General features: G+C 70.3%; 22 protein-coding genes and 1 other RNA gene. 15 read left to right on the top strand and 8 right to left on the bottom strand.

What is annotated here, in order from left to right:
* Positions 1 to 112: 112 nt before the first annotated feature.
* From U874_RS0101975 to U874_RS15275, 6 genes are all read left to right on the top strand, one after another.
* Positions 113 to 1,141, top strand: a complete 1,029-nt coding sequence (locus U874_RS0101975) for a methionine ABC transporter ATP-binding protein (protein ID WP_025132872.1) — start codon at positions 113 to 115, stop codon at positions 1,139 to 1,141.
* A complete protein-coding gene (locus tag U874_RS0101970) occupies positions 1,141 to 1,806 on the top strand; it encodes a methionine ABC transporter permease (protein ID WP_025132871.1) in 666 nt (221 codons plus the stop codon). Before U874_RS0101975 ends, U874_RS0101970 begins: the two co-directional genes overlap by 1 nt.
* Before the next feature lie 3 nt (positions 1,807 to 1,809).
* Entirely contained in the window at positions 1,810 to 2,700 is an 891-nt protein-coding gene (locus U874_RS0101965; protein ID WP_025132870.1) for a Nif3-like dinuclear metal center hexameric protein, read from the top strand.
* 20 nt (positions 2,701 to 2,720) lie between these two features.
* Positions 2,721 to 3,449: a zinc ribbon domain-containing protein gene (locus U874_RS0101960; protein WP_025132869.1), complete on the top strand. Its 729-nt coding sequence runs from the start codon at positions 2,721 to 2,723 to the stop codon at positions 3,447 to 3,449.
* Positions 3,450 to 3,548: 99 nt separating this feature from the next.
* Positions 3,549 to 3,923, top strand: an RNA gene (gene rnpB / locus U874_RS14625) — RNase P RNA component class A.
* Positions 3,924 to 4,047: 124 nt separating this feature from the next.
* A complete protein-coding gene (locus U874_RS15275; protein ID WP_025132868.1) occupies positions 4,048 to 5,253 on the top strand; it encodes an LPXTG cell wall anchor domain-containing protein in 1,206 nt (401 codons plus the stop codon).
* A gap of 64 nt (positions 5,254 to 5,317) precedes the next feature.
* Here the strand turns inward: U874_RS15275 and map are convergent, their stop codons facing one another.
* Positions 5,318 to 6,190 carry a type I methionyl aminopeptidase gene (gene map, locus U874_RS0101950; protein WP_025132867.1) on the bottom strand — a complete coding sequence of 291 codons (873 nt, stop codon included), beginning with the start codon at positions 6,188 to 6,190 and terminating at the stop codon, positions 5,318 to 5,320.
* A 66-nt stretch (positions 6,191 to 6,256) separates the two neighbouring features.
* Between map and U874_RS0101945 the strand changes: the two genes are divergently transcribed.
* The 3 genes from U874_RS0101945 to U874_RS0101935 all read left to right on the top strand — a co-directional run bounded on the left by U874_RS0101945 (position 6,257) and on the right by U874_RS0101935 (position 11,011).
* Positions 6,257 to 6,466, top strand: a complete 210-nt coding sequence (locus U874_RS0101945) for a hypothetical protein (RefSeq protein WP_029987428.1) — start codon at positions 6,257 to 6,259, stop codon at positions 6,464 to 6,466.
* A 143-nt stretch (positions 6,467 to 6,609) separates the two neighbouring features.
* Complete coding sequence (gene glnA / locus U874_RS0101940; protein WP_025132865.1) at positions 6,610 to 7,947, top strand: type I glutamate--ammonia ligase; 1,338 nt, start codon at positions 6,610 to 6,612, stop codon at positions 7,945 to 7,947.
* 16 nt (positions 7,948 to 7,963) lie between these two features.
* Positions 7,964 to 11,011 (top strand): bifunctional [glutamine synthetase] adenylyltransferase/[glutamine synthetase]-adenylyl-L-tyrosine phosphorylase, encoded by a 3,048-nt coding sequence (locus U874_RS0101935; protein ID WP_025132864.1) that lies wholly within the window; start codon positions 7,964 to 7,966, stop codon positions 11,009 to 11,011.
* Positions 11,012 to 11,287: 276 nt separating this feature from the next.
* On the opposite strand, the gene U874_RS0101925 is transcribed toward U874_RS0101935, so the two are convergent.
* Positions 11,288 to 12,160, bottom strand: a complete 873-nt coding sequence (locus tag U874_RS0101925; protein ID WP_025132863.1) for an oxygenase MpaB family protein — start codon at positions 12,158 to 12,160, stop codon at positions 11,288 to 11,290.
* Between the two features lie 95 nt (positions 12,161 to 12,255).
* On the opposite strand from U874_RS0101925, the gene U874_RS0101920 reads away from it, so the two are divergent.
* Positions 12,256 to 12,561: a hypothetical protein gene (locus U874_RS0101920; protein ID WP_025132862.1), complete on the top strand. Its 306-nt coding sequence runs from the start codon at positions 12,256 to 12,258 to the stop codon at positions 12,559 to 12,561.
* A gap of 88 nt (positions 12,562 to 12,649) precedes the next feature.
* Here U874_RS0101920 and glnA (U874_RS0101915) read toward each other — a convergent pair whose 3' ends face one another.
* From glnA (U874_RS0101915) to U874_RS0101905, 3 genes are all read right to left on the bottom strand, one after another.
* A complete protein-coding gene (gene glnA / locus U874_RS0101915; protein WP_025132861.1) occupies positions 12,650 to 14,074 on the bottom strand; it encodes a type I glutamate--ammonia ligase in 1,425 nt (474 codons plus the stop codon).
* 141 nt (positions 14,075 to 14,215) lie between these two features.
* Entirely contained in the window at positions 14,216 to 14,644 is a 429-nt protein-coding gene (locus U874_RS0101910; RefSeq protein WP_025132860.1) for an RDD family protein, read from the bottom strand.
* A gap of 5 nt (positions 14,645 to 14,649) precedes the next feature.
* A complete protein-coding gene (locus U874_RS0101905) occupies positions 14,650 to 15,339 on the bottom strand; it encodes a DUF4191 domain-containing protein (RefSeq protein ID WP_025132859.1) in 690 nt (229 codons plus the stop codon).
* 173 nt (positions 15,340 to 15,512) lie between these two features.
* Here U874_RS0101905 and U874_RS15465 point away from each other — a divergent pair, with 173 nt between their 5' ends.
* A complete protein-coding gene (locus U874_RS15465; RefSeq protein WP_025132858.1) occupies positions 15,513 to 16,067 on the top strand; it encodes a hypothetical protein in 555 nt (184 codons plus the stop codon).
* Positions 16,068 to 16,112: 45 nt separating this feature from the next.
* On the opposite strand, the gene sucB is transcribed toward U874_RS15465, so the two are convergent.
* Together sucB and lpdA are read right to left on the bottom strand one after the other, a co-directional pair.
* On the bottom strand, positions 16,113 to 17,837 hold the full coding sequence (sucB, locus tag U874_RS0101895; protein ID WP_025132857.1) for a 2-oxoglutarate dehydrogenase, E2 component, dihydrolipoamide succinyltransferase: 1,725 nt from the start codon (positions 17,835 to 17,837) through the stop codon (positions 16,113 to 16,115).
* Between the two features lie 42 nt (positions 17,838 to 17,879).
* Complete coding sequence (gene lpdA / locus U874_RS0101890) at positions 17,880 to 19,253, bottom strand: dihydrolipoyl dehydrogenase (protein ID WP_025132856.1); 1,374 nt, start codon at positions 19,251 to 19,253, stop codon at positions 17,880 to 17,882.
* 233 nt (positions 19,254 to 19,486) lie between these two features.
* Here lpdA and U874_RS0101885 point away from each other — a divergent pair, with 233 nt between their 5' ends.
* Together U874_RS0101885 and U874_RS0101880 are read left to right on the top strand one after the other, a co-directional pair.
* A complete protein-coding gene (locus U874_RS0101885; RefSeq protein WP_025132855.1) occupies positions 19,487 to 20,458 on the top strand; it encodes a proteasome assembly chaperone family protein in 972 nt (323 codons plus the stop codon).
* Between the two features lie 245 nt (positions 20,459 to 20,703).
* Positions 20,704 to 22,092 (top strand): RNA polymerase sigma factor, encoded by a 1,389-nt coding sequence (locus tag U874_RS0101880; protein ID WP_025132854.1) that lies wholly within the window; start codon positions 20,704 to 20,706, stop codon positions 22,090 to 22,092.
* Between the two features lie 103 nt (positions 22,093 to 22,195).
* Here the strand turns inward: U874_RS0101880 and U874_RS0101875 are convergent, their stop codons facing one another.
* Complete coding sequence (locus U874_RS0101875; protein WP_025132853.1) at positions 22,196 to 22,417, bottom strand: hypothetical protein; 222 nt, start codon at positions 22,415 to 22,417, stop codon at positions 22,196 to 22,198.
* A 197-nt stretch (positions 22,418 to 22,614) separates the two neighbouring features.
* Between U874_RS0101875 and U874_RS0101870 the strand changes: the two genes are divergently transcribed.
* Both U874_RS0101870 and U874_RS0101865 read left to right on the top strand, forming a co-directional pair.
* Positions 22,615 to 24,732: a type IIA DNA topoisomerase subunit B gene (locus U874_RS0101870; RefSeq protein ID WP_025132852.1), complete on the top strand. Its 2,118-nt coding sequence runs from the start codon at positions 22,615 to 22,617 to the stop codon at positions 24,730 to 24,732.
* Between the two features lie 210 nt (positions 24,733 to 24,942).
* Complete coding sequence (locus tag U874_RS0101865; RefSeq protein WP_025132851.1) at positions 24,943 to 25,857, top strand: EamA family transporter; 915 nt, start codon at positions 24,943 to 24,945, stop codon at positions 25,855 to 25,857.
* Positions 25,858 to 25,894 lie beyond the last annotated feature (37 nt).

The raw sequence follows: 25,894 nt of genomic DNA, 5'->3' as shown, positions 1-25,894 counted from the left end.
CGGGGCGGTGGGAGCGTGCTCCCACCGCCCCGTTTGGGCTGCGGGCGGCGAACCGTCAGAATGGACCCCTGGGCCGCGCGATGCGGCCCGAGCGAAGCGAGAGGACCTGCGGGTGACACGCGTGCAACTGAGCGGCGTCGGGAAGCGCTATCCCGGACGCGGGAAGGCCGACCCCGAGATCGTCGCGGTCGACGACGTCTCCATCGATGTGGCATCCGGCGAGATCCACGCGATCATCGGGTATTCCGGGGCGGGCAAGAGCACCCTTCTCCGCCTCGTGAACGGGCTCGAGCGCGCCACGAGCGGCTCGATCCGAGTGGGGGAGCATGAGCTCACGAGCCTGAGCGAGCGGCAGCTGCGGCCCGTCCGCTCGCAGATCGGCATGATCTTCCAGCAGTTCAACCTGTTCCACTCGAAGACGATCGCGAAGAACGTCGAGTACCCGCTGATCGTTGCCGGCGTGCCCGCCGCGCAGCGCACGCGCCGCGTCGCCGAGCTCCTGAGCTTCGTCGGCCTGCAGGATCGCGCCGGCGCGTACGTCGACGAGCTCTCCGGCGGCCAGAAGCAACGGGTCGGCATTGCCCGCGCGCTGGCGACCGAGCCCGGCGTGCTCCTCGCCGACGAAGCGACGAGCGCGCTCGACCCGGAGACCTCCCGGGAGGTGCTCGCACTGCTCAAGCGCGTGAACGATGAGCTCGGGATCACGATCATCCTCATCACACACGAGATGGAGGTGGTCCGCGAGATCGCCGACCGCGTCACCGTGATGGACGGCGGCCGGGCCGTCGAGCAGGGCGACGTGTTCGAGGTGTTCTCCGCGCCGCGCAGCGAGACCACGCGCAAGTTCGTGGCGACCGCGCTCCCGAGCGAGCCCGAGCCGAGCCACCTCGAGCAGCTCCGCGAGCGCCACCGCGGGCGCCTCGTAAGCCTCACGTTCCGCGACGGCGACGTGGATCAGCCCGTCGTCTTCCGCACCCTCGCCGAGCGCGGCGTCGGCGTGAGCATCATTCACGGCGGCATCACCGACGTGGGCGGGCGGAGCTTCGGCAAGCTCACCCTCGAACTCATCGGCGACGAGCTGCGCGTGGAGCACGCGGTCGCGGCGCTCGCCCAGGAAACCGAGCTGGAGGTGCTCGCCTGATGGACCGTCTGCTCGAACTCCTCGCGAACGGCAAGTTCCTCGAAGCGACGCTGCAGACCGTGTTCTACGCGGTCTTCTCGATGGGCGTGGGCGGCGCGCTTGGCCTCATCGTCGGCGTCGCGCTCACCGTCACACGGCAGGGCGGGATCATGCAGAACCGCCCCGTCTTCTGGGTGCTGAACTTCCTCGTGAACTTCTTCCGCCCCATCCCCTTCGTGATCCTGCTCGGCGCGCTCACCCCGCTCGCGCGCCTCGTCGTCGGCACGGGCATCGGGGAGCGCGCGCTCCTCTTCGTGCTGACGTTCGCCGCGATGTTCGGCATCGCCCGCCTCGTTGAGCAGAATCTGCTCACCGTTCCGCCCGGGGTGATCGAGGCCGCCCGCGCCATGGGCGCCGGGCCCGTGCGCACGATCTTCACGGTGCTCATCCCCGAGGGGCTCGGGCCGCTCGTGCTCGGCTACACCTTCGCGTTCATCGCTGTGGTCGACATGACCGCGATGGCCGGCGTGGTGGGCGGCGGCGGCCTCGGTAACCTCGCGCTCCAGTACGGGTACCGCCAGTTCAACCCGTGGGTGACGTGGTCGGCCGTCCTCGTGATCATCGTCATCGTGCAGCTCGTGCAGCTGCTCGGCAACGTCATCGCCCGCAAGCTGCTCAGGAGGTAGCACGTGTCCGCTCAGCCCACCACCGCTCACGAGCCCGCCGGGGGCCCCGCGTCGACGCCTGCGGCGACGCTCGCGGACTTCCTCGCGGTCGCCGAGGAGTTCTGGCCCACCGCCACGGCGGAGCCCTGGGATCGCGTGGGCCTCGCGTCGGGCGACCGGCGCGCCCCGCTCACGCGGGCGCTCCTCGCCGTCGACGTCACCGAGGCCACCGTGGCCGAGGCGCTCGAGCGCGGCGCGGATCTGCTCGTCACGCATCACCCGCTCCTCCTGCGCGGCGTGCACACCGTCGCCGAGGACACCGCGAAGGGAGCGCTCCTCGCGCGCCTGATCCGCGGTGGCTGCGCTCTCTACTCGGCGCACACGAACGCGGACGCGCCCGACGGCGGGGTTTCCGAGGTCTTCGCCCGCCGTCTGGGGCTGCGCGACACGACGCCGCTCGTCCCCTCGGCGCACCCCGCCGCCCACCCGGGCGCGGGCATCGGCCGCGTCGGGACGCTGCCCGAACCGGAGTCGCTGCGAGCCTTCGCCGAGCGCGTGAACGCGGTACTCCCCGCAACCGTGACGGGGGTCCGCGTCGCGGGCGATCCCGCACGCCTGGTCTCGCGCGTCGCGCTGCTCGGCGGCGCTGGGGACAGCCTCCTCGATCACCCGCTCGTACGGGGAGCGGACGTCTACGTCACCTCCGATCTGCGCCACCATCCCGCGCAGGAATCGCTCGAGCTGAGCGCCGCGGACGCGGGCCCGGCCCTCGTCGACGTCGCCCACTGGGCGAGCGAGTCGCTCTGGCTCGCGGGCGCGGCCGAGGCACTCGCCGACCGGCTCCCGGGCGTCACGTTCACCGTGAGCACGCTGCGCACGGATCCGTGGGACTTCTCCGTGGGCGCGGCGGGCTGACGCGGCACTAGGCTAGAAGCATGAAGGCTAGTCCCCGCCAGCAGCGGCTCCTGCTCGACCTGCACGATCTCGACACGACGATCGCTCGTCTGCGCCGCAAGCGCGCCACGCTCCCGGAGCGGGCCGAGCTCGACGGCCTTGCTGGCGAGATCGCCGAGTCGCGCGAGCAGTTCATGGCCGCGCAGCGCGAGCTCGACACGCTGAACGCGGAGATCGAGCGCGTCGAGGCCGACATCGCGCTGGTCGCGCAGCGACGCGCCCGAGACGAGGAGCTGCTCGCCGTGAGCACCGCGCCGAAGGAGGCGCAGGCGCTGCAGGCCGAGCTCGAAACGCTCGCCCGCCGCACGAGTGAGCTCGAGGATCGCGAGCTCGTACTCATGGAGCAGCAGGAGGCGGCCCAGGCCGCGTTCACCGCTGCCGAGGGCGTGCTCGGCGGCGTCGACGCGCGTCGCGCGGCGATCCAGGACGCGATCGACACGGCCGAGGCGCAGATCGATCGCGAGCTCGACGCGAGCACGCGCGAGCGCGGGGGCCTGGCCGCGGAGATTCAGCGCGACCTGCTCGGTATCTACGAGGAGCTGCGCGGCCGCATCGGCATCGGCGCCGCTCGCCTCCGCGGCGCCGTCTCCGAGGCGAGCAACATGGCTCTCACGCCTGCCGAGCTCAGCGACTTCAACGCGGCCGCGCCCGACGAGCTGCTCTTCTGCCCCGGCACGGGTGCGATCCTCGTGCGCGTCGAAGAGGACTGAGCCGAACGCCGGCGGTGCAGGACGGCACCGCGAACTCGGGCGAACCCGAGCGCGCCGGTGCCGCGCCCGCCCGCGCCCGGTGTAGAATCGGATCCGGAATGGGTCGGTGAGACGGTCGCGTCGCGGCACGAGAGTGTCCGCGCCGAGGAACGTCCGGGCTCCGCAGGGAAGAACGGTGGGTAACGCCCACCCGGGGCAACCCGCGAGAAAGTGCAACAGAGAGTAGACCGCCGCGTACGGTTCGCCGCGCACGGTAAGGCTGAAAGGGTGGGGTAAGAGCCCACCAGCGCCCGTGGTGACACAGGCGGCTAGGTAAACCTCGTTCGGAGCAAGGCCAGACAGAGGATGCTGACGCGTCCCGCCGAGTCCTCGGGTAGGCCGCTAGAGGGTACTGGCAACAGTGCCCCGAGAGAGATGACCGTCGCCCCGATTTCGATCGGGGGACAGAACCCGGCGTATGATCCGGCCCATTCCCCCCAGCCCTCGGTGCATTCAGTGCTCCCACGCCCATCTTCCCGCCGGGACCGCCTCTCTCGGCGTCACCGCGGAGGATTCTTTCTTATACCTTGGCGTTTCCTGTTTCGTGTTAGGGTCCTGTGTGGCGCCGCGAGCGCCCACCGCGGGCACGCACGTGCGCGCGCACGAGACGGTTTGGGGGAACGACGTGAAGAAGATGCTGGCCACCGGGGTGCTCACGGTTCTGGGACTCGGCACTGCCGCGGGGGCGACGCTCGGCGCGATGCAGCCCGCGCCCGCGCAGGCTGCCGTCGGCGACGTCGTGTGCGACGTGTTCCACGGCGGCATCCGCAATCTGCAGGTCGTGCAGTCGGGGGAGCGCACCTTCAAGGTGACCGTCGTCGATCAGAACACACTCGCCGGCGAGGACACAGCTCCCGGCGCGGACGACCGCTACGCCCCGCTGCCCCCGGAGTTCCGTGACGCGGTCAACCGGGTCATCCTCGGCGCATCCGCCGTCGCGAGCGAGCCGCGCGTCAGCCAGACCGTCGTGACCGGCCCCGCGAGCGATCCGACGGATTCGGACTGGCAGGTGGACCGCCTGGTGCAGAACGAGGCCGCCCCCTGGGAGCGGGCCATGCTCACCGGGCGCGAGGTCACGTGGGTGCACGACATCGATGCGCGCACCATCGTCTCCGGCGGCGTGGTCAGCGAGCAGGTGCGCCCCAGCGACTTCCCGGCCGTGTGGCTCCTCGCCGACGAGTCGAGCAGCGTGCTCCAGTTCACCCTCACCGTGCCGGACGACGCCGTGGGTACCGTCTCCCTGGTCGAGTCGCTGTCGGGTTCGTTCGTCTCGACGACCTGGAGCGAGGCCACCTGGTCGTGGAGCAAGGACAAGGACATCGACTACGTCCAGCCGATCAGCTGCTCGGTGACGTTCGCGGAGGGGCCGACGGAGCCCGCGACGGACCCGGGCACGGACCCGGCGACCGACCCGGGCACTGATCCAGCCACGGAGCCGGCCACCGACCCCGCCACGGACCCGGGCACGGACCCGGCGACCGACCCGGGCACTGATCCAGCCACGGACCCGGCCACGGACCCGGGCACGGACCCCAGCACCGATCCGACGACCGACCCGGGAACGGAACCCAGCACCGATCCCACCGCACTCGATGGCGGGACAACGGATGGCGGCCCCGGAACGACGAAGCCGCAGCCCGGGACGGGAACCCAGCTCGCGAAGACGGGCGCGCCCTCCGCGGCGCTCGCGCTCGCAGGCGGGTCGCTCCTCCTGGCCGGCGGCGCCGGCCTGCTGCTCGCGCGTCGACGCCGGGCGCGCAGCTAGGCACTGCTGCGGCGCCCCCGGGCGGCCGGTTCCAGGGGACCCGACCGCCCGAGGCCGCTGCGGCTCAATCCTCCGAGACGGTGAGGAGCTCGAAACCGTCCTCGCGGATCACGACCGTGTGCTCAAACTGCGCGGTGATGCTCTTGTCCCGGGTCGTCACGGTCCAGCCGTCATCCCACTGGTCCCAGGCGTGGCCGCCGAGGGTGAGCATCGGCTCGACCGTGAACACCATGCCGGGGACGATCAGGTCGCCATAGCTCGGCGCCGAATCGTAGTGGGGGATGATGAGCCCGGAGTGGAACGACGAACCGACGCCGTGCCCCGTGAAGTCGCGCACCACGCCGTAGCCGAAGCGCTTCGCATACGTCTCGATGACCCGGCCGATCACGTTCACGGCCCGACCCGGCTTCGCCGCGCGGATGCCGCGCATCATCGCCTCGTGGGTGCGCTCGACGAGGAGGTCGACCTCCTCCGAGACCTCACCCACCCGGAACGTGCGGTTCGTGTCGCCGTGGAAGCCGTCGAGGTACGCCGTGACGTCGACGTTCACGATGTCGCCCTCGCGAAGCACCGTGTCGTCCGGGATGCCGTGGCAGATGACCTCGTTCACCGAGGTGCACGAGGACGCGGGGTAGCCGCGGTAGCCGAGCGTCGACGGGTAGGCGCCCGCCGCCACCACGACGTCGTGCGCGACGCGGTCGAGCTCCGCCGTCGTGACCCCCGGGCGCACCGCGGCACCGACGGCGTCGAGCGCGCGCGACGCGATGCGTCCCGCGGCCCGGATCTTCGCGATCTCGTCCTCCGAGTAGGTGTTGTCGCCCTCGTACGGCGGCGGCGTCACGAGGCCGACATACGGCGGTCGTGCGATCGTCGCGGGCACCGCGAGCGGGGCCGGCCGGGAACCGGGAGTCAAATGTCCGTGTGCGTCGAAGGGCATGGCTCTAGTCTATGAAGAGCACGCAGTACTCGCTGCGAGCACCGCCGAAGCGGAAGGACACCGATCATGAGCAAGCGCGACTGGGGGATCGAGGATCCCGAGGAGACGTACTGGTTCAACACGCGCACCGGTGAGGTCGAGGAGGGGCCGCAGTCGCTCTCCGTCGATCGCGTCGGCCCGTTCCCCACCCGCGAGCAGGCGGCGCACGCGAACCAGATCCTCGAGGAGCGGGCACGCGCCTGGCGCGATGAGGAGGAGTCCGCGGGGGACGTCTGATCCAGCGCGGAATTCCCGCCCCGCTGTAACACGCTCGACATGCGCGGGCGGTAGTCTGAACGCGAGCGCACGCCGCAGATCGAGCGGTGCGCGAATCACCCACGCGGCGGCCGAGCGCCGCCGCGGCAACGAACGGAGCCGGTGTGAGCAAGCAGCGCGATTTCGTCCTTCGCACGATCGAGGAGCGGGGCGTCAAGTTCGTTCGGCTCTGGTTCAGCGACGTCTCCGGCACCCTGAAATCGGTCGCGCTCGCACCGGCCGAGGTCGAGGGGGCGTTCAGCGAGGGCATCGGCTTCGACGGCTCCGCGATCGAGGGGCTCACCCGGGCCTACGAGTCGGATCTGCTCGCGATCCCGGATCCGGCGACGTTCCAGCTGCTGCCCTGGCGCAGCAAGGACACGCCGACCGCCCGGATGTTCTGCGACATCCGCACGCCGAACGGTGAGCCGGCCGTCGCCGATCCCCGCAACGTGCTGAAGCGCACGCTCGCGCACGCGGCGGATCAGGGCTTCACCTTCTACACGCACCCCGAGATCGAGTTCTACCTGCTGAAGTCGAAGGAGTTCGGCACGACCGGCCCGGTGCCCGTCGATCGCGCGGGTTACTTCGACAACGTTCCGGGCGGTACGGCCCACGACTTCCGCCGCGAGAGCGTTGCGATGCTGGAGGATCTCGGCATCTCGGTCGAGTTCAGCCACCATGAGGCGGGGCCGGGTCAGAACGAGATCGACCTGCGCTACGCCGATGCACTGACGACGGCGGACAACCTCATGACGTTCCGCACGGTCGTGAAGGAGGTCGCGATCGCCCAGGGCGTGCACGCCACATTCATGCCGAAGCCGCTCGCCGGTCAGCCCGGATCCGGCATGCACACGCACCTCTCGCTCTTCGAGGGCGATACGAATGCGTTCTACGATCCCGGCGCGAAGTACCAGCTCTCGCAGACCGGCCGCCGCTTCGTCGCGGGTCTCCTGCGCCACGCACCCGAGATCACGGCGGTCACGAACCAGTACATCAACTCCTACAAGCGCCTCTGGGGCGGTGACGAAGCGCCCTCCTTCGTGAGCTGGGGCCACAACAACCGTTCGGCGCTCGTGCGCGTGCCCATGTACAAGCCGGGCAAGGGCGGCGCCGCGCGCGTCGAGTACCGCGCACTCGACAGCGCGGTGAACCCCTACCTCGGATTCTCGGTGCTGCTCGCCGCGGGGTTGAAGGGCATCGAGGAGGAGTACGAGCTGCCGCCCGAGGCGGAGAACAACGTCTGGGCGCTGAGCGATGGCGAGCGCCGGGCCATGGGCTTCGACGCGCTCCCCACGAGCCTCGACCACGCGCTCGCGGTCATGGAGCGCTCGGAGCTCGTCGCCGAGACGCTGGGGGAGCAGGTCTTCGCCTACTTCCTGCGCGACAAGCGGCGCGAGGTCGCGGAGTACCGCAGCCAGGTCACGCCGTACGAGCTCTCTTCGATGCTCGACACGGTCTAGGCGAGGCGCACTCGCGATGGCAGCGACGCAGTCCGCGTTCACCCTCGCCGCGCTCGCGCGCGCAGGGTTCCAGGAGCTCACGGCATCGCGCGCAGCGCTCGAAGCGCTGCTCCCGCACCTCGAGCTCGGCCCCGATGCCGTGCTCGCGGCCTTCGGCGCGGCGGCCGATCCGGACGCGGCGCTCCTCCGGATCCGCGAGCTCGCCGAGCGTCATGAGGCGCTCGTCGGCGGGCTCGACGGCGTCGAGCTGACCCGGCTGTGCCGGCTCGTCGGCGCGTCACCCGCGCTCGGTGATTTCTTCGCCAGGCAGCCGGGGCAGCTGGCCGAGCTCCTCGCCCGCGGCGGCGCGCTCGTCCCCGCCGAGCAGGCACTCGGCGAGCTACTCTCCGCCGTGCGCGACACGGCGACGGGGGCCACGCTGTCGGGCGGCGCAGGCTGGGCGGCGCTCCGCGTGGCGTATCGCGAGCTGCTCGCGAGCGTGATGCTCTTCGATCTGGAGCGCACGGCCGAGGGCCTCGCGCTCGAGTCGTTCGAGCACGTCTCGGCCTGCCTCTCCGCGCTCGCCGGCGCCGCCGTCGAGGCCTCGCTCGCCGTGGCCCGCGCCTCGCTCACCGCGGGCGTGCACGGGCCCGCGGTGCGCGCGGAGCGCGTGGCGGCCGTCGAACTCGGGATCGTGGCCATGGGCAAGTGCGGCGCCGAGGAACTCAACGTGGTCTCGGACGTCGACGTCGTGTTCATCGCGCGTAGCGCCGAGGATCCTGAGGACGGCGACGACGTGCTCGACACGGACGCGCTCATCCGCATCGCGACGCGCCTCGCGAGCGAGACGATGCGCGGGATCCACGACCCGGGGATCGAGCCGCCGCTCTGGGAGCTCGACGCGAATCTCCGCCCCGAAGGCCGCCAGGGCGCGCTCGTGCGTACGCTCGGCTCGATGCTCGCGTACTACGAGCGCTGGGCGAAGGGGTGGGAGTTCCAGGCCCTGCTGAAGGCCCGCCCGCTCGCGGGAGATCTCGGCCTCGGCGCCGAGTTCGTCGCGCAGACGCGGGATGCCGTGTGGGCGTCCTCGAACCGTGAGGACTTCGTCGGCTCGGTGCAGCGGATGCGCGAGCGGGTCACCGAGCACATCGACGACGACGATCTGGAGGTGCAGCTGAAGCTCGGCCCGGGCGGGCTGCGCGACATCGAGTTCAGCGTGCAGCTGCTGCAGCTCGTCCACGGGCAGTACGACGAGCGCCTGCACCTGCGCGGCACGCTCCCCGCGCTCCACGCCCTCGTGGACGGCGGCTACATCGCACGGAGCGACGGCGAGCGGCTCGCCACCGACTACCGCTTCCTCCGCGTCCTGGAGCACCGCCTGCAGCTGCGCGAGCTGCGGCGCACAGCGATCATGCCGACCGACGCCGAGGGGCTCCGCGTGCTCGCGCGCGCGAGCGGCCTCGCACCGACGGGGGAGGAGCTCCTCGCCGCCTGGGGGCGCACGAAGCGCGAGGTGCGCGAGCTGCACCTGAAGATCTTCTACGCACCGCTCCTCAGCGCCGTCGCGGCGCTTCCGGAGGAAGAGCTCGTGCTCGGCAGCGCGGAGGCACGCGCCCGGCTCGCGAGCATCGGCTTCCGCGATCCGGAGGGGGCGATCCGCCACCTCGCCGAGCTCACCCGCGGCACCTCCCGCCGCGCCAGGATCCATCGCAACCTGCTCCCCGTGCTGCTCCAGTGGCTCGCCGACGGCACGGACCCCGACTACGGGCTCCTCGCCTTCCGCCGGGTGAGCGAGGCGAACCGGGAGTCCCCCTGGTATCTCCGCCTCCTCCGGGACGGAGCCGAGGCCGCCGAGCGGCTCACGCGGGTGCTCTCGTCCTCCCGCTTCGCCGCCGAGCTCCTGGAGACCATTCCCGAGGCCGTGGCCTGGCTGGAGAGCGACGCCGCGCTCCAGCCGCGCGGGCTCGACGCGCTGCGCGAGGAGATGCGAGCGCTCGCCTCGCGGCGCGCCACGGTGGATGATGCCGCTGCCGCGCTGCGCGGAGTCCATCGGCGCGAGGTACTGCGGCTCGCAATGGGACGGATCACGGGAGTGATCGACGAGCCCGATGTCGCGCGCGGGCTCGACGCCGCGCACACCGCGCTGCTCGACGCCCTCCTCATCATGCTCGACCGCGCCGCGCAGATCGCGGAGCAGCCCGAGGAGGCGACGCTCGCCCTGATCGGCATGGGCCGCTACGGGGGCGGCGAGCTCGGCTTCGCTTCGGACATCGACCTGATCGCGGTATTCCGGCCCGCCTCGGCGGTGCCCGCGGATCGCGCCTCGCGCGCGGCGATCAAGCGGGTCACCGAGCTGCGCCGCCTGGTCTCGGATCCGCGCTTCCCGGTCGATCTCGATTTCGATCTGCGGCCCGAGGGCAAGAACGGGCCACTGGCTCGGAGCCTCGACGCCTCGCGCGCGTACTACGAGCGGTGGTCGGTCACCTGGGAGGCACAGGCGCTGCTCCGCGCCCGGCCCGTCGCGGGCGATGCTCCGCTCGGGCTCGCGTTCATCGAGCTCGCCGACGAGATCCGCTACCCGGCGGAGTTCGGCGACGAGCAGGTGCGCGAGATCCGCCGGATGAAGGCGCGCGTGGAGGCCGAGCGGCTGCCGCGCGGCGCGGATCCGAAGCGGCACTTGAAGCTGGGCCCGGGCGGCCTGACGGATGTGGAGTGGCTCGTGCAGCTCCTGCAGCTGCGCTTCGGGGCCCGGTTCCCGGCGCTCCGCACGGTCGAGACGCTCCGAGCCCTCGGGGCCGCGGCCGAGCACGAGCTGATCGCCGCGGAGGACGCCGAGATCCTCGCGGAGTCGTGGCGCTTCGCGAGCAGCGTCCGATCGGCGTTGAAGCTGTGGAACGGGCGGGCGAGCGATTCCTTGCCCGTCGATCGCGGGGAGCTCGAGGGGATCGCGAGCGTGCTGGGCATGCCGCGCCGCCGCACCTCCGAGCTCGAAGAACGCTGGTTCGCCGTTTCTCGCCGCGCCCGTGGCGTCGTCGAGCGCGAGTTCTTCGGCTACGACCCCGTCGATTTCCCAGAACGTCGGTGAATCTCCCAGCAGACGCATCGTTTGCCTGCCGTTCACCTCGGGGTCTTCCCAAAGACGTTATCGAAGCGTAACCTGATCGTTATGCAGTACCTACAATCACTCCTGGAGGCCCTCCTCGCAGAGGACGGCTCCGAGCTCGAAGACGAGCTCGAGTCCTAGCGCACTCGCGCTACTCAGCGCCGCAACAGCGTCGTTGCCACGGGGATTCACCCCGCGCCACCACTCGAGCCGGCCCGCGTCCCACGCGGACCGGCTCGAGTGGTGTCTGGGCACCCATCAGGAACGCGCCGGGCGCACCCGCTGGTACGGCTGGGCGATCGACTCGCCGACCGCCTGGGCCATGAGCTGCTCCGCCGTCTGGTTCTTCCGCGCGAGTCGCGCCACGAAGCGCGTGAAGCGGGCGCCGCGGGCGAGCTCCCGAGCGCTGCGATCCTCGACCGCGTAGAAGTAGAGCGCGCTCTCCGGCAGCAGCGAGAGGATGCCGTTAATCACGCGCCGCGTCGCCCACTTCGCGATGGGCCCCGAGACGTCCGGGTGCCGGAGGGTGTGCCCGGCGAGCGCCGCAAAGAGCGTGAGCGACTTCGTGTTGAGTTCGTCCCGGATGTACTGGTCGAGGTCCGCGAAGGTCTCGAAGTAGGGCCCGGGAACGAACAGCTTCTCCGCACCCAGGCGAGACTCGCGGACCGCGCGATCCGCCTCGTCCGTGCTAAGCCCGGGGCCGAACTCCTGATAGCCGCGAAGCGCGGACCAGATGTACGTCCACCAGGTCCAACGCTGCCACTCGGGCTGCTTCGCGCTCACCACCTCGCCCGTCTCCGGATTCGTCCACGAGGCGCGCTCGTGGAGGCGATCGACGTGGGCGGCCGCGGCGTCGGCATGGGCGCGGTCCGCGAAGATCGCGTCACGGAGATAGGCCGAGGTGCGATCGAAGCGCAGCGCCATCTCCTCGGGGCCGTCGGAGGTGAGAGAGACGCGCTCGAAGTGGGTCATCATGGCGGGCTCGAGCATCTGGAGGAAGAGGGCGTTCTTCGCCCCGAGCATCGAGGAGGGGTCCGAGAAGATGCGCCACGACAGGCTCTCGGGGCCGTAGTAGCCCTCGTCGGCGCGGGGCGCATCTGCAAGCGTGCGGCTGGGGGATTCGACGGACACGGGGCCTCATTTCACGAAGTAATTGGACTATGGCTTATATTAGCGATAGTCCAAGTTTCTCCGCAGGCGCACGACGCCCCGCTCGAAGGATCCGAATGAACGCCGCCACCACCGCCCTCCCCGCAGAGCGCAGGCTCGCCACCTCCGCACTGACACTCGGCATCCTGAGCCTCGTGCTGCTCGGCGTGCTCTTCCCGATCCTCGGCGGCTTCACCACGCCCATCTTCGCCGCCGCTGCGGGCCTCGCCGCGATCATCTGCGGCAGTGTCGCACTGCGGCGCCGCCAGGCCGGCGGTCTCGCGATCACGGGGATCGTGTTGGGCGGGCTCGGCTTCCTGGGCGCGACCGGCCTCGTGGTGTTCGCGCTCATCTTCGTGGGCGCCTGGCAGATCGCCGCGTAGACGAGATCCCGCCCGACACACGGGAAAGCCCCCGGGGCCGCCTGCTGCGCAGGCGCTCCGGGGGCTTCTCGGTGCGGGCGAGGAGTGCTTACACGCCGTAGTAGAGCTCGAACTCGAAGGGGTGCGGCCGGAGCGCCATGGGGGCGATCTCCAGTTCGTTCTTCAGCTCGATCCAGGTCTGGATCAGCTCCTCGGTGAACACGCCGCCCTCGAGCAGGAAGTCGTGATCCGCCTCGAGTGCCGCGAGCGCCTCCTCGAGCGATCCGGGGACCTGCGGGATGTTCTTCGCCTCCTCCGGGGGGAGCTCGTAGAGGTCCTTGTCGATGGGCTCCATCGGCTCGATCCGGTTGCGGATGCCGTCAAGGCCGGCCATGAGCTGCGCGGCGAACGCGAGGTACGGGTTGCCCGAGGCGTCGGGAGCGCGGAACTCGATGCGCTTCGCCTTGGGGTTCGAGCCCGTGAGCGGGATGCGAACCGCGGCGGAGCGGTTGCCCGCGGAGTACGCCAGGTTCACCGGCGCCTCGTAGCCCTTCACGAGACGGCGGTAGCTGTTGATCGTCGGGTTCGTGAACGCGAGCAGCGCGGGAGCGTGGTGCAGGATCCCGCCGATGAACCAGCGGGCCGTGTCCGAGAGGCCGGCGTAGCCGTTCTCGTCGTAGAACAGGGGATCGCCACCCTTCCAGAGCGACATGTGCGTGTGCATGCCCGAACCGTTGTCACCGAAGACCGGCTTCGGCATGAAGGTGGCGGTCTTGCCCCAGAGCTCGGCCGTGTTCTTCACGATGTACTTGAACTTCAGCACGTCGTCGGCAGCGTTCACCATCGTGTCGAAGCGGTAGTTGATCTCGGCCTGGCCGGGCGCGCCGACCTCGTGGTGCGAGCGCTCGAGGTGGAGGCCGGCCTCGACGAGGCGGAGCGAGATGTCGTCGCGCAGATCGGCCTGCTTGTCAACGGGGGAGACGGGGAAGTAGCCGCCCTTGGCCGGCGTCGTGTTGCCGAGGTTACCGCCCTCGACCTTGCGGCCGGAGTTCCAGTGCGCCTCCTCCGAGTCGATCTCGTAGAACGTGCGCTGCGGGGTGTTCGCGTAGCGGACCGAGTCGAGGATGTAGAACTCGGCCTCCGGCGCGAAGAACGCGGTGTCGGCGATGCCCGTCGAGACCAGGTACTGCTCGGCCTTCTTCGCGACCTGGCGGGGATCCTTCGAGTAGATCTCACCCGTGCGCGGGTTGAAGATGTCGCAGACCACGATCAGCGTGCGCTCGAGGCGGAACTGATCGACGTAGGCCGTGGTGACGTCGGGGATGAGCTGCAGGTCCGACTCGGCGATGCCCGCGAAGCCGCGGATCGAGGAACCGTCGAACATCTGCCCGACCTCGAAGAAATCATCATCGACGGTGGCCGCGGGAATGTTGAAGTGCTGCTGCACCCCCGGAAGATCCGTGAAGCGGATGTCGACAAACTTGACGTCGGTTTCCTTGATGAAGTCGATGACTTCCTGGGGGGTGGTGAACATGCTGCTCCTCATTGCCGGTGTGCCCTCAGGCACCGTTCGCTTGAGACCAGCTTATGTGCGCAGCGTTTCGGAACCGTGATTCTCATGTTTCGCGAGTGTTACACGCACACGAAACTCGGAGGGAACGGGGGCGCCTCGGGCTCAGCCGCGGACGAGAACGGTTCCCGCGATCTTGTCGTGGAAGCCGCGCTGGTCCGAATCCCAGACGAGCACCGGGATCACGAGGCAGATGAGCGCCGTGCGCACGATCGGGCGCCACACACCGACCCACCCGCCCGCGATCGGCACGACCCGCATGCCGAGGAGTCGGTGCCCGATCGAGCCACCGATCGTCGGAATGAAGATGATCTGCATGAGCGCGAAGCAGCCAAAGTGCCACCAGCTCGCGTTTGGGCCGCCCACGAGGAAGTAGGCGGGGAGGGCCGCGAGGCCCCAGTCGATCAGGATCGCGAGGACGCGTCGACCGAGACGGCCCACCGATCGCGGGCCGCTCTCGGGCAGGCCGAGGCGCTCACCCGGCCACGCGCTGGGCTCAAGATCGCCGAAGCGCTGGGGAGTCGAGGGGGCCATCGGGCTTAGCGGGGGCGCTGCGAGCGGATGCGGTTCGGATCCATCCCCTTCGGGATGCCGACCGGCGCAGCCTGCAGCGAGCTCAGACGGTTGTAGACCGCAGCGACCTCGTTGCGCGAGAGCTTCGGCTTGAGCTTGACGAGCGTCTTCGAGAGCTTCGCGAGCGGGATGCCGTCGCCGTCCGGGCCGACGTAGAGGTGCACGACCTCGACGTTGCGGAGCGCGCGCTTCACCTTGCGCTCCTCGTCCGCTGCCATGCGCTCCGTACGCGCGCGCGAACCCTCGGAGATGAGCACGACGCCACCGCGCCCCACCACGCGGTAGACCGCGTCCTGGTTGCGGTTGATGGCGATCGGCACCTCGGAGCCGCGCCACGAGCGGCGCAGCGCACCCTGCACGACCGCGCCGACCGCGCCGGGGCGGCCCTCGATCTGCTGGTACGCCATCTTCTCGGCGCGGCGGCCGAGCACGATCATGACGAGGAGCAGGCCCACGAGAATGCCCGAGATCGGCCAGATCACCCAGCCGAACCACCCGCCGGGCAGGAGCCAGGCGAGGAGCACGGAGACGAGGATGGGCGCGATGAACACGGCGAGCAGCACCCACGGAAGATTCCGATCATGGACCTTCGTGGTCCGGTAGATCTCGATCATCTGCTTGATGCGACCGTCGCGCTTCGCCTTCTCTGCTGCCATACCTTCTAGGATATCGGTTCCCGGGCGCTTCCCCGAACGCGCGCGGGAATGGGAGCGGCGAAGCGTCCCTCGCGCGCCGCTCACAGGCGCCGTGCACTCGCGTTCATCCGGGGTCCATCCACCGGACCGGCCGGGCCGGGCACCTGCCTCGGGGCCTGCGCAATCCTGGCACCATGGCTCAGTTCACTCAGCGGAAGCACGGGGCGCGCGCACCCGGCGCCGGCGCCGCGGCCGCGGCCGCTCTCGAGGCGCTCTGCGCGCGAGGCATCGCGCTCCGCGCGACGGGGCGCTGCGTCGACATCCAGCTCGCCGCGCAGACGAGGAGCCCCGCTCCCGGCTCGGATGCCAGAACCGGCACCGGCAGCGACCCCGGCACCGACCCCGGAACCGACTCCGTCCCTCGGTCCGCGCGCGGGGCGCGGCACCGCCACGATGCGGGGTGCGAACTGCTCGGCGCCGCGCTTCCGCGACTGGCCGCGTCACTCGCCGGGCAAGGGCTCATCGCGGAGGCGCTTGATGAGGCGCTCGCGGAACTCGCCGACTGGGGCGCCGACTGGCACCCGGCAGCGGCGCGAGACGCCGTGCACGCCGCGGTGCGATCCCGGATCACGCCACGCCTCCGCGTGCGCAACGAAGCGGCGCGCACCACGGGCCGGCGCGGCCCGCTCGCCGAAGCGGGCGCCGTTCGCCGAGCTGCCGCACACGCAGCGAGGCCGCGTCCCCCGTGATCGGGGAACGCGGCCTCGGACCGTGCGCTTCGGCGATTCGGGGAGTTAGATCCCGAGGTTCGCCGCGAAGTCGCCGGCTTCCAGGCGCAGGCGCACCTGCGTGAGGAAGCGGGCGGCATCGGCGCCATCGACGATACGGTGATCGTAGGACAGCGCGAGGTAGACCGTCGAGCGCACCGCGATGGCGTCGCCCTCGGGGCCGGAGACCACGACGGGCTTCTTCACAACCGCACCGGTGCCCAGGATTGCGACCTGGGGCAGGAAGACGAGCGGCGTGTCGAAGAGCGCGCCGCGCGAGCCGGTGTTCGTCAGCGTGAAGGTGCCACCGCTGAGCTCGTCGGGCGTCAGCTTGTTATCACGCGTGCGCTGCGCGAGGTCAGCGATCTCGCCCGAGATCTCGGCGATGTTCTTCTCGCCCGCCGCGCGGAGCACGGGGGTGAGGAGGCCGCGCTCGGTGTCCACCGCGATGCTGATGTTCTCCGTGTCGGGGTAGACGATCGAGTCGCCCTCCACCGTCGCGTTGATGATCGGGTAGGTCCGGAGCGCCTCGGCGGCCGCGAGGGCAAAGAACGGCAGGAAGGAGAGCTTCGAGCCGGTCTTCGCGAAGAACTCGTCCTTCTTCGCCTGGCGGAGCTGCGCGACCTTGGTGACATCGACCTCGACCACGGTGGTGAGCTGAGCCGTCGCCTGGAGCGACGCGACCGCGCGCTCGGCGATCACCTTGCGGAGGCGGCTCATCTTCTGCGTCGTGCCACGAAGCTCCGAGACCTCGACAGCGGGCGCGGCGGCTGCGGGAGCGCTCGACGTCACTGCCGCTGCGGGGGCGGCTGCGGCGAGCACGTCCTCCTTGCGGATCCGACCGCCGACACCGGTGCCAGTCACAGTCGCGAGATCGACACCGCGCTCGTTCGCGAGCTTGCGCACGATCGGAGTGACGTAGTTCGACGACGCAGCGGGTGCTGCCGGGGCAGCGGGCGCGGCGGGGGCCGGAGCAGCGGCGGGGGCCGGCGCGGCGGGAGCCGCTGCGGGCGCGGGAGCGGCGGCCGGAGCCGGAGCCGGAGCCGGAGCCGGAGCGGCGGCCGGAGCCGGAGCCGGAGCCGGAGCGGCCGGAGCTGCTGCAGGCGCCGGAGCCGGAGCAGCGGGAGCGGCCGGAGCCGCGCCGGAGCCGATGCGCGCGAGCGCGGCGCCCACCTCGACGGTCTCGTCCTCCTGCACCAGGATCTCCTGGAGCACGCCCGCGATGGGCGAGGGCACCTCGGTGTCCACCTTGTCGGTCGACACCTCGAGCAGGGGCTCGTCCACCTCGACGGCGTCGCCGACGTTCTTGAGCCAGCGGGTCACCGTGCCCTCGGTGATGCTCTCACCGAGGGAGGGGAGCACGACCTCTTCGCCGCCACCCGCGGGGGCGGGGGCAGCAGCCGGAGCCTCAGCGGCCGGAGCAGCGGGTGCCGCGGCCGGAGCAGCCGGAGCGGCAGCGGCGGGCGCCTCGGGTGCGGCAGCTGCGGGGGCAGCGGGAGCGGCCGGAGCGGCAGCTCCGTCGCCGACGACGGCGAGCACCGCGCCCACCTCGGCGGTCTCGTCCTCCTGCACCAGGATCTCCTGGAGCACGCCCGCGACGGGGGAGGGGATCTCGGTATCGACCTTGTCCGTGGAGACCTCGAGCAGGGGCTCGTCGATCTCGACGGTATCGCCGACGTTCTTGAGCCAGCGGGTCACCGTGCCCTCGGTCACGCTCTCGCCCAGTGCGGGGAGGACCACCGATTCACTCATCGTGCATTTCTCCGTTTCGTATCAGTCTGTCGTTCGCCGCGCTCAGATGGCGTGCAGCGGCTTGCCGGCGAGCTTCAGCATCGCTTCGCCGATGGTCTCGTTCTGCGTGGGGTGGCCGTGCACGAGCGGTGCGACGTCCTCCGGGTGCGCCTCCCAGTTCACGATGAGCTGCGCCTCGCCGACAAGCTCGCCCACGCGGGCGCCGATCATGTGGACTCCGACGACGGGGCCGTCGACCACGCGCACGGCCTTCACCGAGCCCGCGGTGCCGAGGATCGAGCTCTTCGCGTTGCCCGCGAGGTTGTACTCGTAGCTCGTGACGTTCTCCGCGCCGTACTTCTCCTTGGCCTTCGCCTCGGTGAGGCCGACGGACGCGATCTCCGGGTCGCAGTAGGTGACCTTCGGGATGTTCACGTCCTCGACGATCACGGGAGCGAGGCCCGCGATCTCCTCGGCGACGAAGATGCCCTGCTGGTAGCCGCGGTGCGCGAGCTGGAGGCCCGGCACGATGTCGCCGACGGCGTACACGCCAGGCACGTTCGTCGCGAGGCGCTCGTTCGTCAGTACGAAGCCGCGGTCCATCTGGATCCCGACCTCTTCGTAGCCGAGCCCCTGCGTGGCCGGGCCGCGGCCGACAGCGACGAGCAGGTAGTCAGCGGTGAGGACGGTGCCGTCCTCGAGGTTCACGGTGACGCTCGACGCATCCTGCGTGACCGACTGGAACCGGACGCCCAGCTTGAAGTCGATGCCGCGCTTGCGGAACGCGCGCTCGAGCTGCTTCGAGACCGACTCCTCCTCGTTCGGAACGAGGTGGGGGAGGCCCTCCACGATCGTCACGTCCGCGCCGAAGGAGCGCCACACGCTCGCGAACTCGACGCCGATCACGCCGCCGCCGAGGATGATGACCTTGGCGGGCACCTCCTGCAGCTCGAGGGCGTGCTCGCTCGTGATCACACGACCGCCGATCTCGAGGCCGGGGAGCGAGCGGGAGTAGGAGCCCGTGGCGAGCACGACGTGCGTGCCCGTGATGCGGTCGGCGCCGACCTGCACCGTGTTCGCCGAGACGAGCTTGCCCTCGCCCTCGATGACCGTGATCTTGTTCGCCTTGAGGAGGCCCTGGAGGCCCTTGTGCTTGCCCGCGACGAGGTTCTCGCGGTAGCTGTTCACCTTCGCGATGTCGATGCCCGCGACGCTCGAGAGGATGCCGTAGGTCTCGCCGTCGCGTGCGACGTCCGCGACCTCGGCCGCGTGGAGGAGGGCCTTCGTCGGAACGCAGCCGCGGTGCAGGCAGGTGCCGCCGAGCTTGTCCTTCTCGATGACGGCTGCGGTGAGCCCGAGCTGCGTCGCGCGGATCGCGGTGGCGTATCCGGCGCTTCCGCCGCCCAGGACGACGATGTCAAACTGCTGATCGGCCAAGTGGGATCTCCCTCGGTGTGTGCGCAATAGAGGCGGTGCCCGCGGTTGCTCGGGCAGTCCTTGCCCACCCTACACCCGCGACACGTGCGTCGGCCGGGTTGCCGCGGGGCGCGCCGCGGCCCGCGGGCGGCGCCCGGGCGAACGCTCCCGGCCGCCGTGCCGGGGAATACGGGGTTCGCTGCGGGCGTGACGGATTCCTGCCACATCCGCCGCCGGATTCGTAGGATGGAGGGGTGACCGAATCAATCTTCTCCGCCGTGTACGCCGAGCGCCGTGCGAGCGTTCCGCGCGGGCTCCCGCTGATCATCGCGATGCAGGGGCTGAGCGATGCCGGCGGAGCGGTCTCGCAGCTCGAGGAGTACCTCTGGAGCCGGTACCAGCCCGAGGAGATCGTGCGCTTCAACGCCGATCTCCTGCTCGACTACCGCGCGCGCCGGCCCATCATCACCTTCGACGAGGATCACTTCGTCGACTACGCGCCCGAGGAGCTCAGCCTCAGCCTCGCGCACGACGAGTTCGGCGCCCCGTTCCTGCTCCTCAGCGGCTTCGAGCCCGACTTCCGCTGGGACCAGTTCATCGACACGGTCTTGCTGCTCGTGCACGAGTTCGAAGTGTCGATCACCGTCTGGTCGCACGCGATCCCCATGCCGGTGCCGCACACGCGCCCGCTGTCGATGACGGTGAGCGGCTCACGCGACGATCTCATCGAGGCCCGCTCCGTGTGGCGCCCGAAGACGAAGATCTCCGCGTCGGCCGCGCACGTGCTCGAGTATCGACTCCACAGCCTGGGGGAGGAAGTGGCGGGCTTCGCCCTGCTGATCCCGCACTATCTTGCGAACACGGAGTACCCCGAGGCGCTCCGCGTGGCGCTCGACGGGATCATGGCGGCGACGGGGCTGATCCTCGCGACCGACGAGGTGCGTGAGTCGGCTCGCCGTTTCGAGGCGCAGCTCGACTCACAGCTGGCCGACAACGAGGAGTCGCTCGAGATGGTGCGTACGCTCGAGCGCCGCTACGACGCGTACATGGAGGATCAGACCTCACGCTCACCGCTCATGTCCGAGGACGGCACCATTCCCACGGCCGATCAGATCGCGAGCGAGCTCGAACGCTTCCTCGCCGAGCAGCAGCGCCCCGGCGCGGGAGATGATGCGAGAGATCCCGGAGCGGGGGATCCCGGCACGGGCGGGCCCGGCACGGAATAGGAGCGGCACGGAGGAAGAGCGGCACGGAGGAGGCGCGGCACCGGCGATCGCGCGGCGCGCGGAGGCCCCTGAGTGTCCGGGAGCAGAGGTCCGACGTGCTAAAATGGAAGCGACCAACCCATTCAATCCGAGTCGGTTTCCTCTGCGAGGAATTCACCCGGGCTTGACATGGGTTTTCATGCTGTGAGCACTTGTCGGAAGCGTTCGACACCACAGCGCGGCATTCGATAGAGAGAGGCGGCTGCGTGGCAACTGCATCCACCCCCAAGACCCGAGCGACCACGACGAAGGCGGCTGCGGCCGGATCCGACGCCGAGGCCGCCGAGACTGCGACGGACTCCGCGGCAACGACGCCTGCGAAGAAGACCGCAGCGGCGACGAAGACGGCTTCCGCCCGTTCGGAGGCCGCCAAGAAGGCTGCGGCCACCCGCGCCGCGAACAAGGCCGCGGCTGCTGCTGCGGCCGGCGAGACGAGCGACGACGCCCCCGCGGCGAAGAAGCCCGCCGCGAAGAAGGCGGCAGCGAAGAAGCCCGCGACCAAGCGGGCGGCGAAGCAGGTCGAAGAGCCCGAGATCGACGAGACCGAGATCGACGAGGAGGCCGCCGAGGCCGCCGAGGAGGAGAAGCCCGCTCCCGCCCCGACCGTCCCGCTGCCCCGCGGTGCGATCGTGCTGAAGGCCGGTGAGGAGGAGGACGTTCCGACCGTCACCACCGCGATCCCCGGCGCGACCGCCGACCCGGTCAAGGACTACCTGAAGCAGATCGGCAAGGTCGCGCTCCTCAACGCTGCCGAGGAGGTCGAGCTCGCGATGCGTATCGAGGCCGGCCTGTTCGCCGAGGAGAAGCTCGCCACGGAGAAGGGGCTGCCCAAGAAGCTCGAGCGCGAGCTCAAGTGGGTCGCCCGCGATGGCCAGCGCGCGAAGAGCCACCTGCTCGGCGCGAACCTCCGCCTCGTGGTCTCGCTCGCGAAGCGCTACACGGGCCGCGGCATGCAGTTCCTGGATCTCATCCAGGAGGGCAACCTCGGTCTCATCCGCGCCGTCGAGAAGTTCGACTACACCAAGGGCTTCAAGTTCTCGACCTACGCCACCTGGTGGATCCGCCAGGCGATCACCCGCGCCATGGCGGACCAGGCGCGCACGATCCGCATCCCGGTGCACATGGTCGAGGTCATCAACAAGCTCGCCCGCGTGCAGCGTCAGATGCTCCAGGATCTCGGGCGCGAGCCCACTCCCGAGGAGCTGAGCCGCGAGCTCGACATGACCCCGGAGAAGGTCATCGAGGTGCAGAAGTACGGCCGTGAGCCGATCTCGCTGCACACGCCCCTCGGCGAGGACGGCGACAGCGAGTTCGGCGATCTCATCGAGGACACCGAGGCTGTGGTCCCCGCCGACGCTGTGGGCTTCACGATGCTGCAGCAGCAGCTCGAGCAGCTCCTCGACTCGCTCTCCGAGCGCGAGGCTGGCGTGATCCGCATGCGCTTCGGCCTGGGCGACGGCATGCCGAAGACCCTCGACCAGATCGGTGACACCTTCGGCGTGACGCGCGAGCGCATCCGCCAGATCGAGTCGAAGACGATGGCGAAGCTGCGTCATCCCTCGCGGTCGCAGCAGCTGCGCGACTACCTCGAGTAGGCCGTCCGCCGCACCGACAACGGGCCCGGGAGCATTGCTCCCGGGCCCGTTGTCGTTCCTGCCATCGTGCGGGCACCGCGTGCGGTGCGAGCGCGGGCGAACGCTAGGCGTTCAGCTTGTGGCTCTCGTCGTGCCAGATCTCCGCCATCGGGCGGAGCTTGGCCTCGTGCTTGTGTGCGTGGTGCGCGCAGAACAGCAGCTCGCTCCCGCTCAGCATGACGCGCACATAGGCCTGTGCGCCGCAGCTGTCGCAGCGGTCGAGTGCGGTGAGCGGGCGATCCGCGGCATCGATCGTGTCGGTACGATCCTGCTCGATTGTCGTCATGGCGACCTCCCGTCCATCGTGGGTTTCGTTCACGTCTATCAAAACACGTCCCGCTCGGATTCCCCGCTCCGGGCCGCTCAGGTTCGCTGACCGCGTATCGGCGCGGCCCGCTTCCGCACTCGCCGAGGGCGCTGCGGGCCCGTGTCGGGGGTCTGCCCTAGGGTAGGGGAGTCCACACACGGAAGGGGTCCTGGCACGTGGCCACTGAGCGAGCAACCCAGGCGTCGGAGTCGAACTACTCCGCACGCCATCTCACCGTCCTCGAGGGGCTCGAGGCGGTGCGCAAGCGACCCGGCATGTACATCGGCACGACCGACTCGCGCGGGCTCATGCACTGCCTCTGGGAGATCATCGACAACTCCGTCGACGAGGCGCTCGCCGGACACGGTTCCGAGATCGGGATCCGCCTGCACGCCGACGGCAGCGTGACCGTCACCGACAACGGGCGCGGCGTGCCGGTCGACATCGAGCCCAAGAGCGGCCTCTCGGGCGTCGAGCTCGTCTTCACGAAGCTGCACGCCGGCGGCAAGTTCGGCGGCGGCGGGTACGCCTCCTCGGGCGGCCTCCACGGTGTGGGTGCCTCCGTCGTGAACGCGCTCTCCTCGCGCCTCGACGTCGAGGTGGATCGCGACGGCAAGACCTGGGCCATGTCCTTCCGGCACGGCGAGCCGGGCACGTTCGCGGGAGCGGGGCCGGAAAGCCCGTTCACGCCCTTCGAGGACTCCTCCGAGCTCCGCGTGGTCGGCAAGGTGAAGAAGGGGGTCACGGGCACCCGCGTGCGCTACTGGGCGGATCCGCAGATCTTCCTCGCGTCGGCCAAGTTCGAGCCCGAGTCCCTCGTGGCCCGCGCGCGGCAGACGGCGTTCCTCGTCCCCGGGCTCGGCCTCGAGATCACCGACGAGCGACCGGAGTCTCTTGGCGAGGATGGCACCGCTCCCGTGCACCGCTTCGCGTACGAGGGCGGCATCTCCGAGTTCGTCGACTACCTCGCGGTCGACGCTGCGCTCACGGACACCTGGCGCGTGACCGACTCTGGCACCTTCACCGAGACCGTCCCCGTGATGGATGAGGAGACCGGTCACCTCGTCTCCCGCGAGGTGCAGCGCGAGTGCGAGGTCGACATCGCGCTGCGCTGGGGCACGGGCTACGACACCGAGATCCAGAGCTTCGTCAACATCATCGCGACGCCGAAGGGCGGCACGCACCTCTCGGGCTTCGAACAGGGCCTCACGAAGTTCTTCCGGAAGCAGATCGAGCAGAACGCCCGCAAGCTGAAGGCGGGCAGCGACAAGCCCGACAAGGACGACATCCTCACGGGCCTCACCGCGGTCGTGACCGTGCGCGTACCCGAGCCGCAGTTCGAGGGGCAGACGAAGGAGGTGCTCGGCACCGCCGCCGTGCGCCAGATCGTCTCCCGCGCGATCGTCTCGGGCCTCACCGCCCGCTACGAGTCGACCAAAAAGCCCGACAAGGTGCAGACCGGCGCCCTGCTCGAGAAGATGGTCTCCGAGATGAAGGCCCGGATCGCGCTCCGTGCGCAGCGCGATACGGCGCGCCGGAAGAGCTCTCTCGAGAGCTCCTCGCTCCCGGCCAAGCTGATCGACTGCCGCTCGAAGAACGTCGCCGAGACCGAGCTGTTCATCGTCGAGGGCGACAGCGCGCTCGGCACCGCGCGCCCGGCGCGGGACAGCGAGTTCCAGGCGCTCCTGCCGATCCGCGGCAAGATCCTCAACGTGCAGAAGGCGTCCGTCGCCGAGATGCTGAGCAACGCGGAGTGCGGGGCCATCATCAAGGTGATCGGCGCGGGTTCGGGGCGCGACTTCGACATCGAGTCGGCGCGCTACGGCAAGGTGATCCTCATGAGCGACGCCGATGTGGACGGCGCGCACATCCGCACCCTGCTGCTCACGCTCTTCTTCCGCTACATGCGCCCCATGCTCGAGGCCGGCCGCGTCTACGCCGCGGTGCCGCCGCTCCACCGGGTGATCGTGCAGAACGCGGGACGCAAGCCGAACGACGTCATCTACACCTACAGCGAGCGGGAGCTGAACGCGCTGCTCGCCGACCTGCGCAAGCGGAACAAGAAGTACCAGGAGCCGATCCAGCGCTACAAGGGTCTCGGCGAGATGGACGCCGATCAGCTTGCGGAGACCACCATGGATCGCGAGCACCGCACGCTGCGCCGTGTTCGCGTGGAGGACGCGCACGCCGCGTCCCAGGTGTTCGAGTTGCTCATGGGCAACGATGTCGCCCCGCGCAAGGAGTTCATCATCGAGAACGCAGACGACCTCGACCGCGAGCGCATCGACGCCTGATCCGGAGTCCCGCGGCCGCGCTGCCCCGCCTCGCGGGGCGGCGCGGCCGGGGCCCTGCTAGGCTGAATCCCGACAGTGCCTAGGGTTCCGGGACGAGAGTCCGTCGTGGTCCGAGCGGCACCACGCGCTGCCGCCCGGCGGCGCGTCATCTGAACGGACAAAAGCCTGGAGGAACCGCTTCGTCGCGCCCGCGGCGGAGGAGAGGTTCCCATGTCGCTCACCGCACTCGTTCTCGTTCTCACCGCCGCCGTCTGCCATGCGGCCTGGAACATCCTGGCGCACCGCTCGAGCGGCTCCGGCATGCCGTTCCTCTGGTGGGGATCGCTCGTCTCCGCCGTGCTCTGGGCCATCGCGATCCCGTTCACGGGCGGCTTCGGCACGGCGAGCCTTAGCAGCGCGCTGCTCGGCATCCTCGTCTCGGGCGTGCTCCACGTCGCCTACATGGTGGTCCTCCAGCGCGGCTACGCGAGCGGTGAGCTCTCCACCGTGTACGCCACGGCACGCGGCACGGGGCCGATTCTCACGGTGCTCGTCGCCGTGCTGTTCCTCGGTGAGCGGCCCGGCTGGCTCGCGCTCGGCGGCGTCGCGCTCATCATCGCCGGCGTGGTCTCGTTCGGGCTCATCAGCCGAGGGAGCGGCCGCGCGGCACGGGGTGTGGCCGGAGCGGCGCCCCGTCACCGCGGTCGGCTCGATCCCGCACTCGCGTACGGACTCCTCACCGGCGTCGCGATCGCCGCGTACACCGTGTGGGACGCATTCACCGTGACGGAGCTCGGAGTCGCCCCCGTCGCGTTCATGGTGGGGTGCGCCCTCGCGGAGGTGCCGTTCTTCACGCTCGCGCTCCTGCGGCGCGGCGGCCCGGCCGCAGCGCTCGCGCGGCTCGGCGCCGAGTGGCGGGGGAGTTGGCGCCGGCTCCTCGCCTTCGGCCTGCTCTCGCCGCTCTCCTACGTCCTCGTGCTCACGGCCGTGACGATCGCGCCCGTCGCACTCGTCGCGCCCATGCGCGAAGTGAGCGTCGTGCTCGTGGGTCTCTACGGGGCCTGGCGCTTCCGCGAGTCGCGGCCCGCGCTCCGCGTGCTCGCCGCCTGCACCGTGGTGCTCGGCGTCGTGCTCATCGGGCTCTAGCCGCCCAGGGTCCCGCGCCCACGCGCGACCTCGCTGC

It is taken from the genome of Leucobacter sp. PH1c (assembly GCF_000633415.1).
In the GTDB taxonomy this organism is placed as follows: domain Bacteria; phylum Actinomycetota; class Actinomycetes; order Actinomycetales; family Microbacteriaceae; genus Leucobacter.
Note: the sequence above shows the minus strand (reverse complement) of the source record. Positions and strands in the feature narration are given on the sequence as shown.

Bases quoted from the DNA above. Each gene is read 5' to 3' on its own strand.
- glnA (WP_025132861.1), bottom strand. From the start codon at position 14,074: ATGTTCACCACCCCCCAGGAAGTCATCGACTTCATCAAGGAAACCGAC.
- U874_RS0101905 (WP_025132859.1), bottom strand. From the start codon at position 15,339: ATGGCAGCAGAGAAGGCGAAGCGCGACGGTCGCATCAAGCAGATGATC.
- map (WP_025132867.1), bottom strand. From the start codon at position 6,190: ATGCCCTTCGACGCACACGGACATTTGACTCCCGGTTCCCGGCCGGCC.
- U874_RS0101960 (WP_025132869.1), top strand. From the start codon at position 2,721: ATGAAGGCTAGTCCCCGCCAGCAGCGGCTCCTGCTCGACCTGCACGAT.
- U874_RS0101920 (WP_025132862.1), top strand. From the start codon at position 12,256: ATGAACGCCGCCACCACCGCCCTCCCCGCAGAGCGCAGGCTCGCCACC.
- U874_RS15465 (WP_025132858.1), top strand. From the start codon at position 15,513: ATGGCTCAGTTCACTCAGCGGAAGCACGGGGCGCGCGCACCCGGCGCC.
- U874_RS0101910 (WP_025132860.1), bottom strand. From the start codon at position 14,644: ATGGCCCCCTCGACTCCCCAGCGCTTCGGCGATCTTGAGCCCAGCGCG.
- sucB (WP_025132857.1), bottom strand. From the start codon at position 17,837: ATGAGTGAATCGGTGGTCCTCCCCGCACTGGGCGAGAGCGTGACCGAG.
- U874_RS0101970 (WP_025132871.1), top strand. From the start codon at position 1,141: ATGGACCGTCTGCTCGAACTCCTCGCGAACGGCAAGTTCCTCGAAGCG.
- U874_RS0101935 (WP_025132864.1), top strand. From the start codon at position 7,964: ATGGCAGCGACGCAGTCCGCGTTCACCCTCGCCGCGCTCGCGCGCGCA.
- U874_RS0101875 (WP_025132853.1), bottom strand. From the start codon at position 22,417: ATGACGACAATCGAGCAGGATCGTACCGACACGATCGATGCCGCGGAT.
- U874_RS0101945 (WP_029987428.1), top strand. From the start codon at position 6,257: ATGAGCAAGCGCGACTGGGGGATCGAGGATCCCGAGGAGACGTACTGG.
- U874_RS0101865 (WP_025132851.1), top strand. From the start codon at position 24,943: ATGTCGCTCACCGCACTCGTTCTCGTTCTCACCGCCGCCGTCTGCCAT.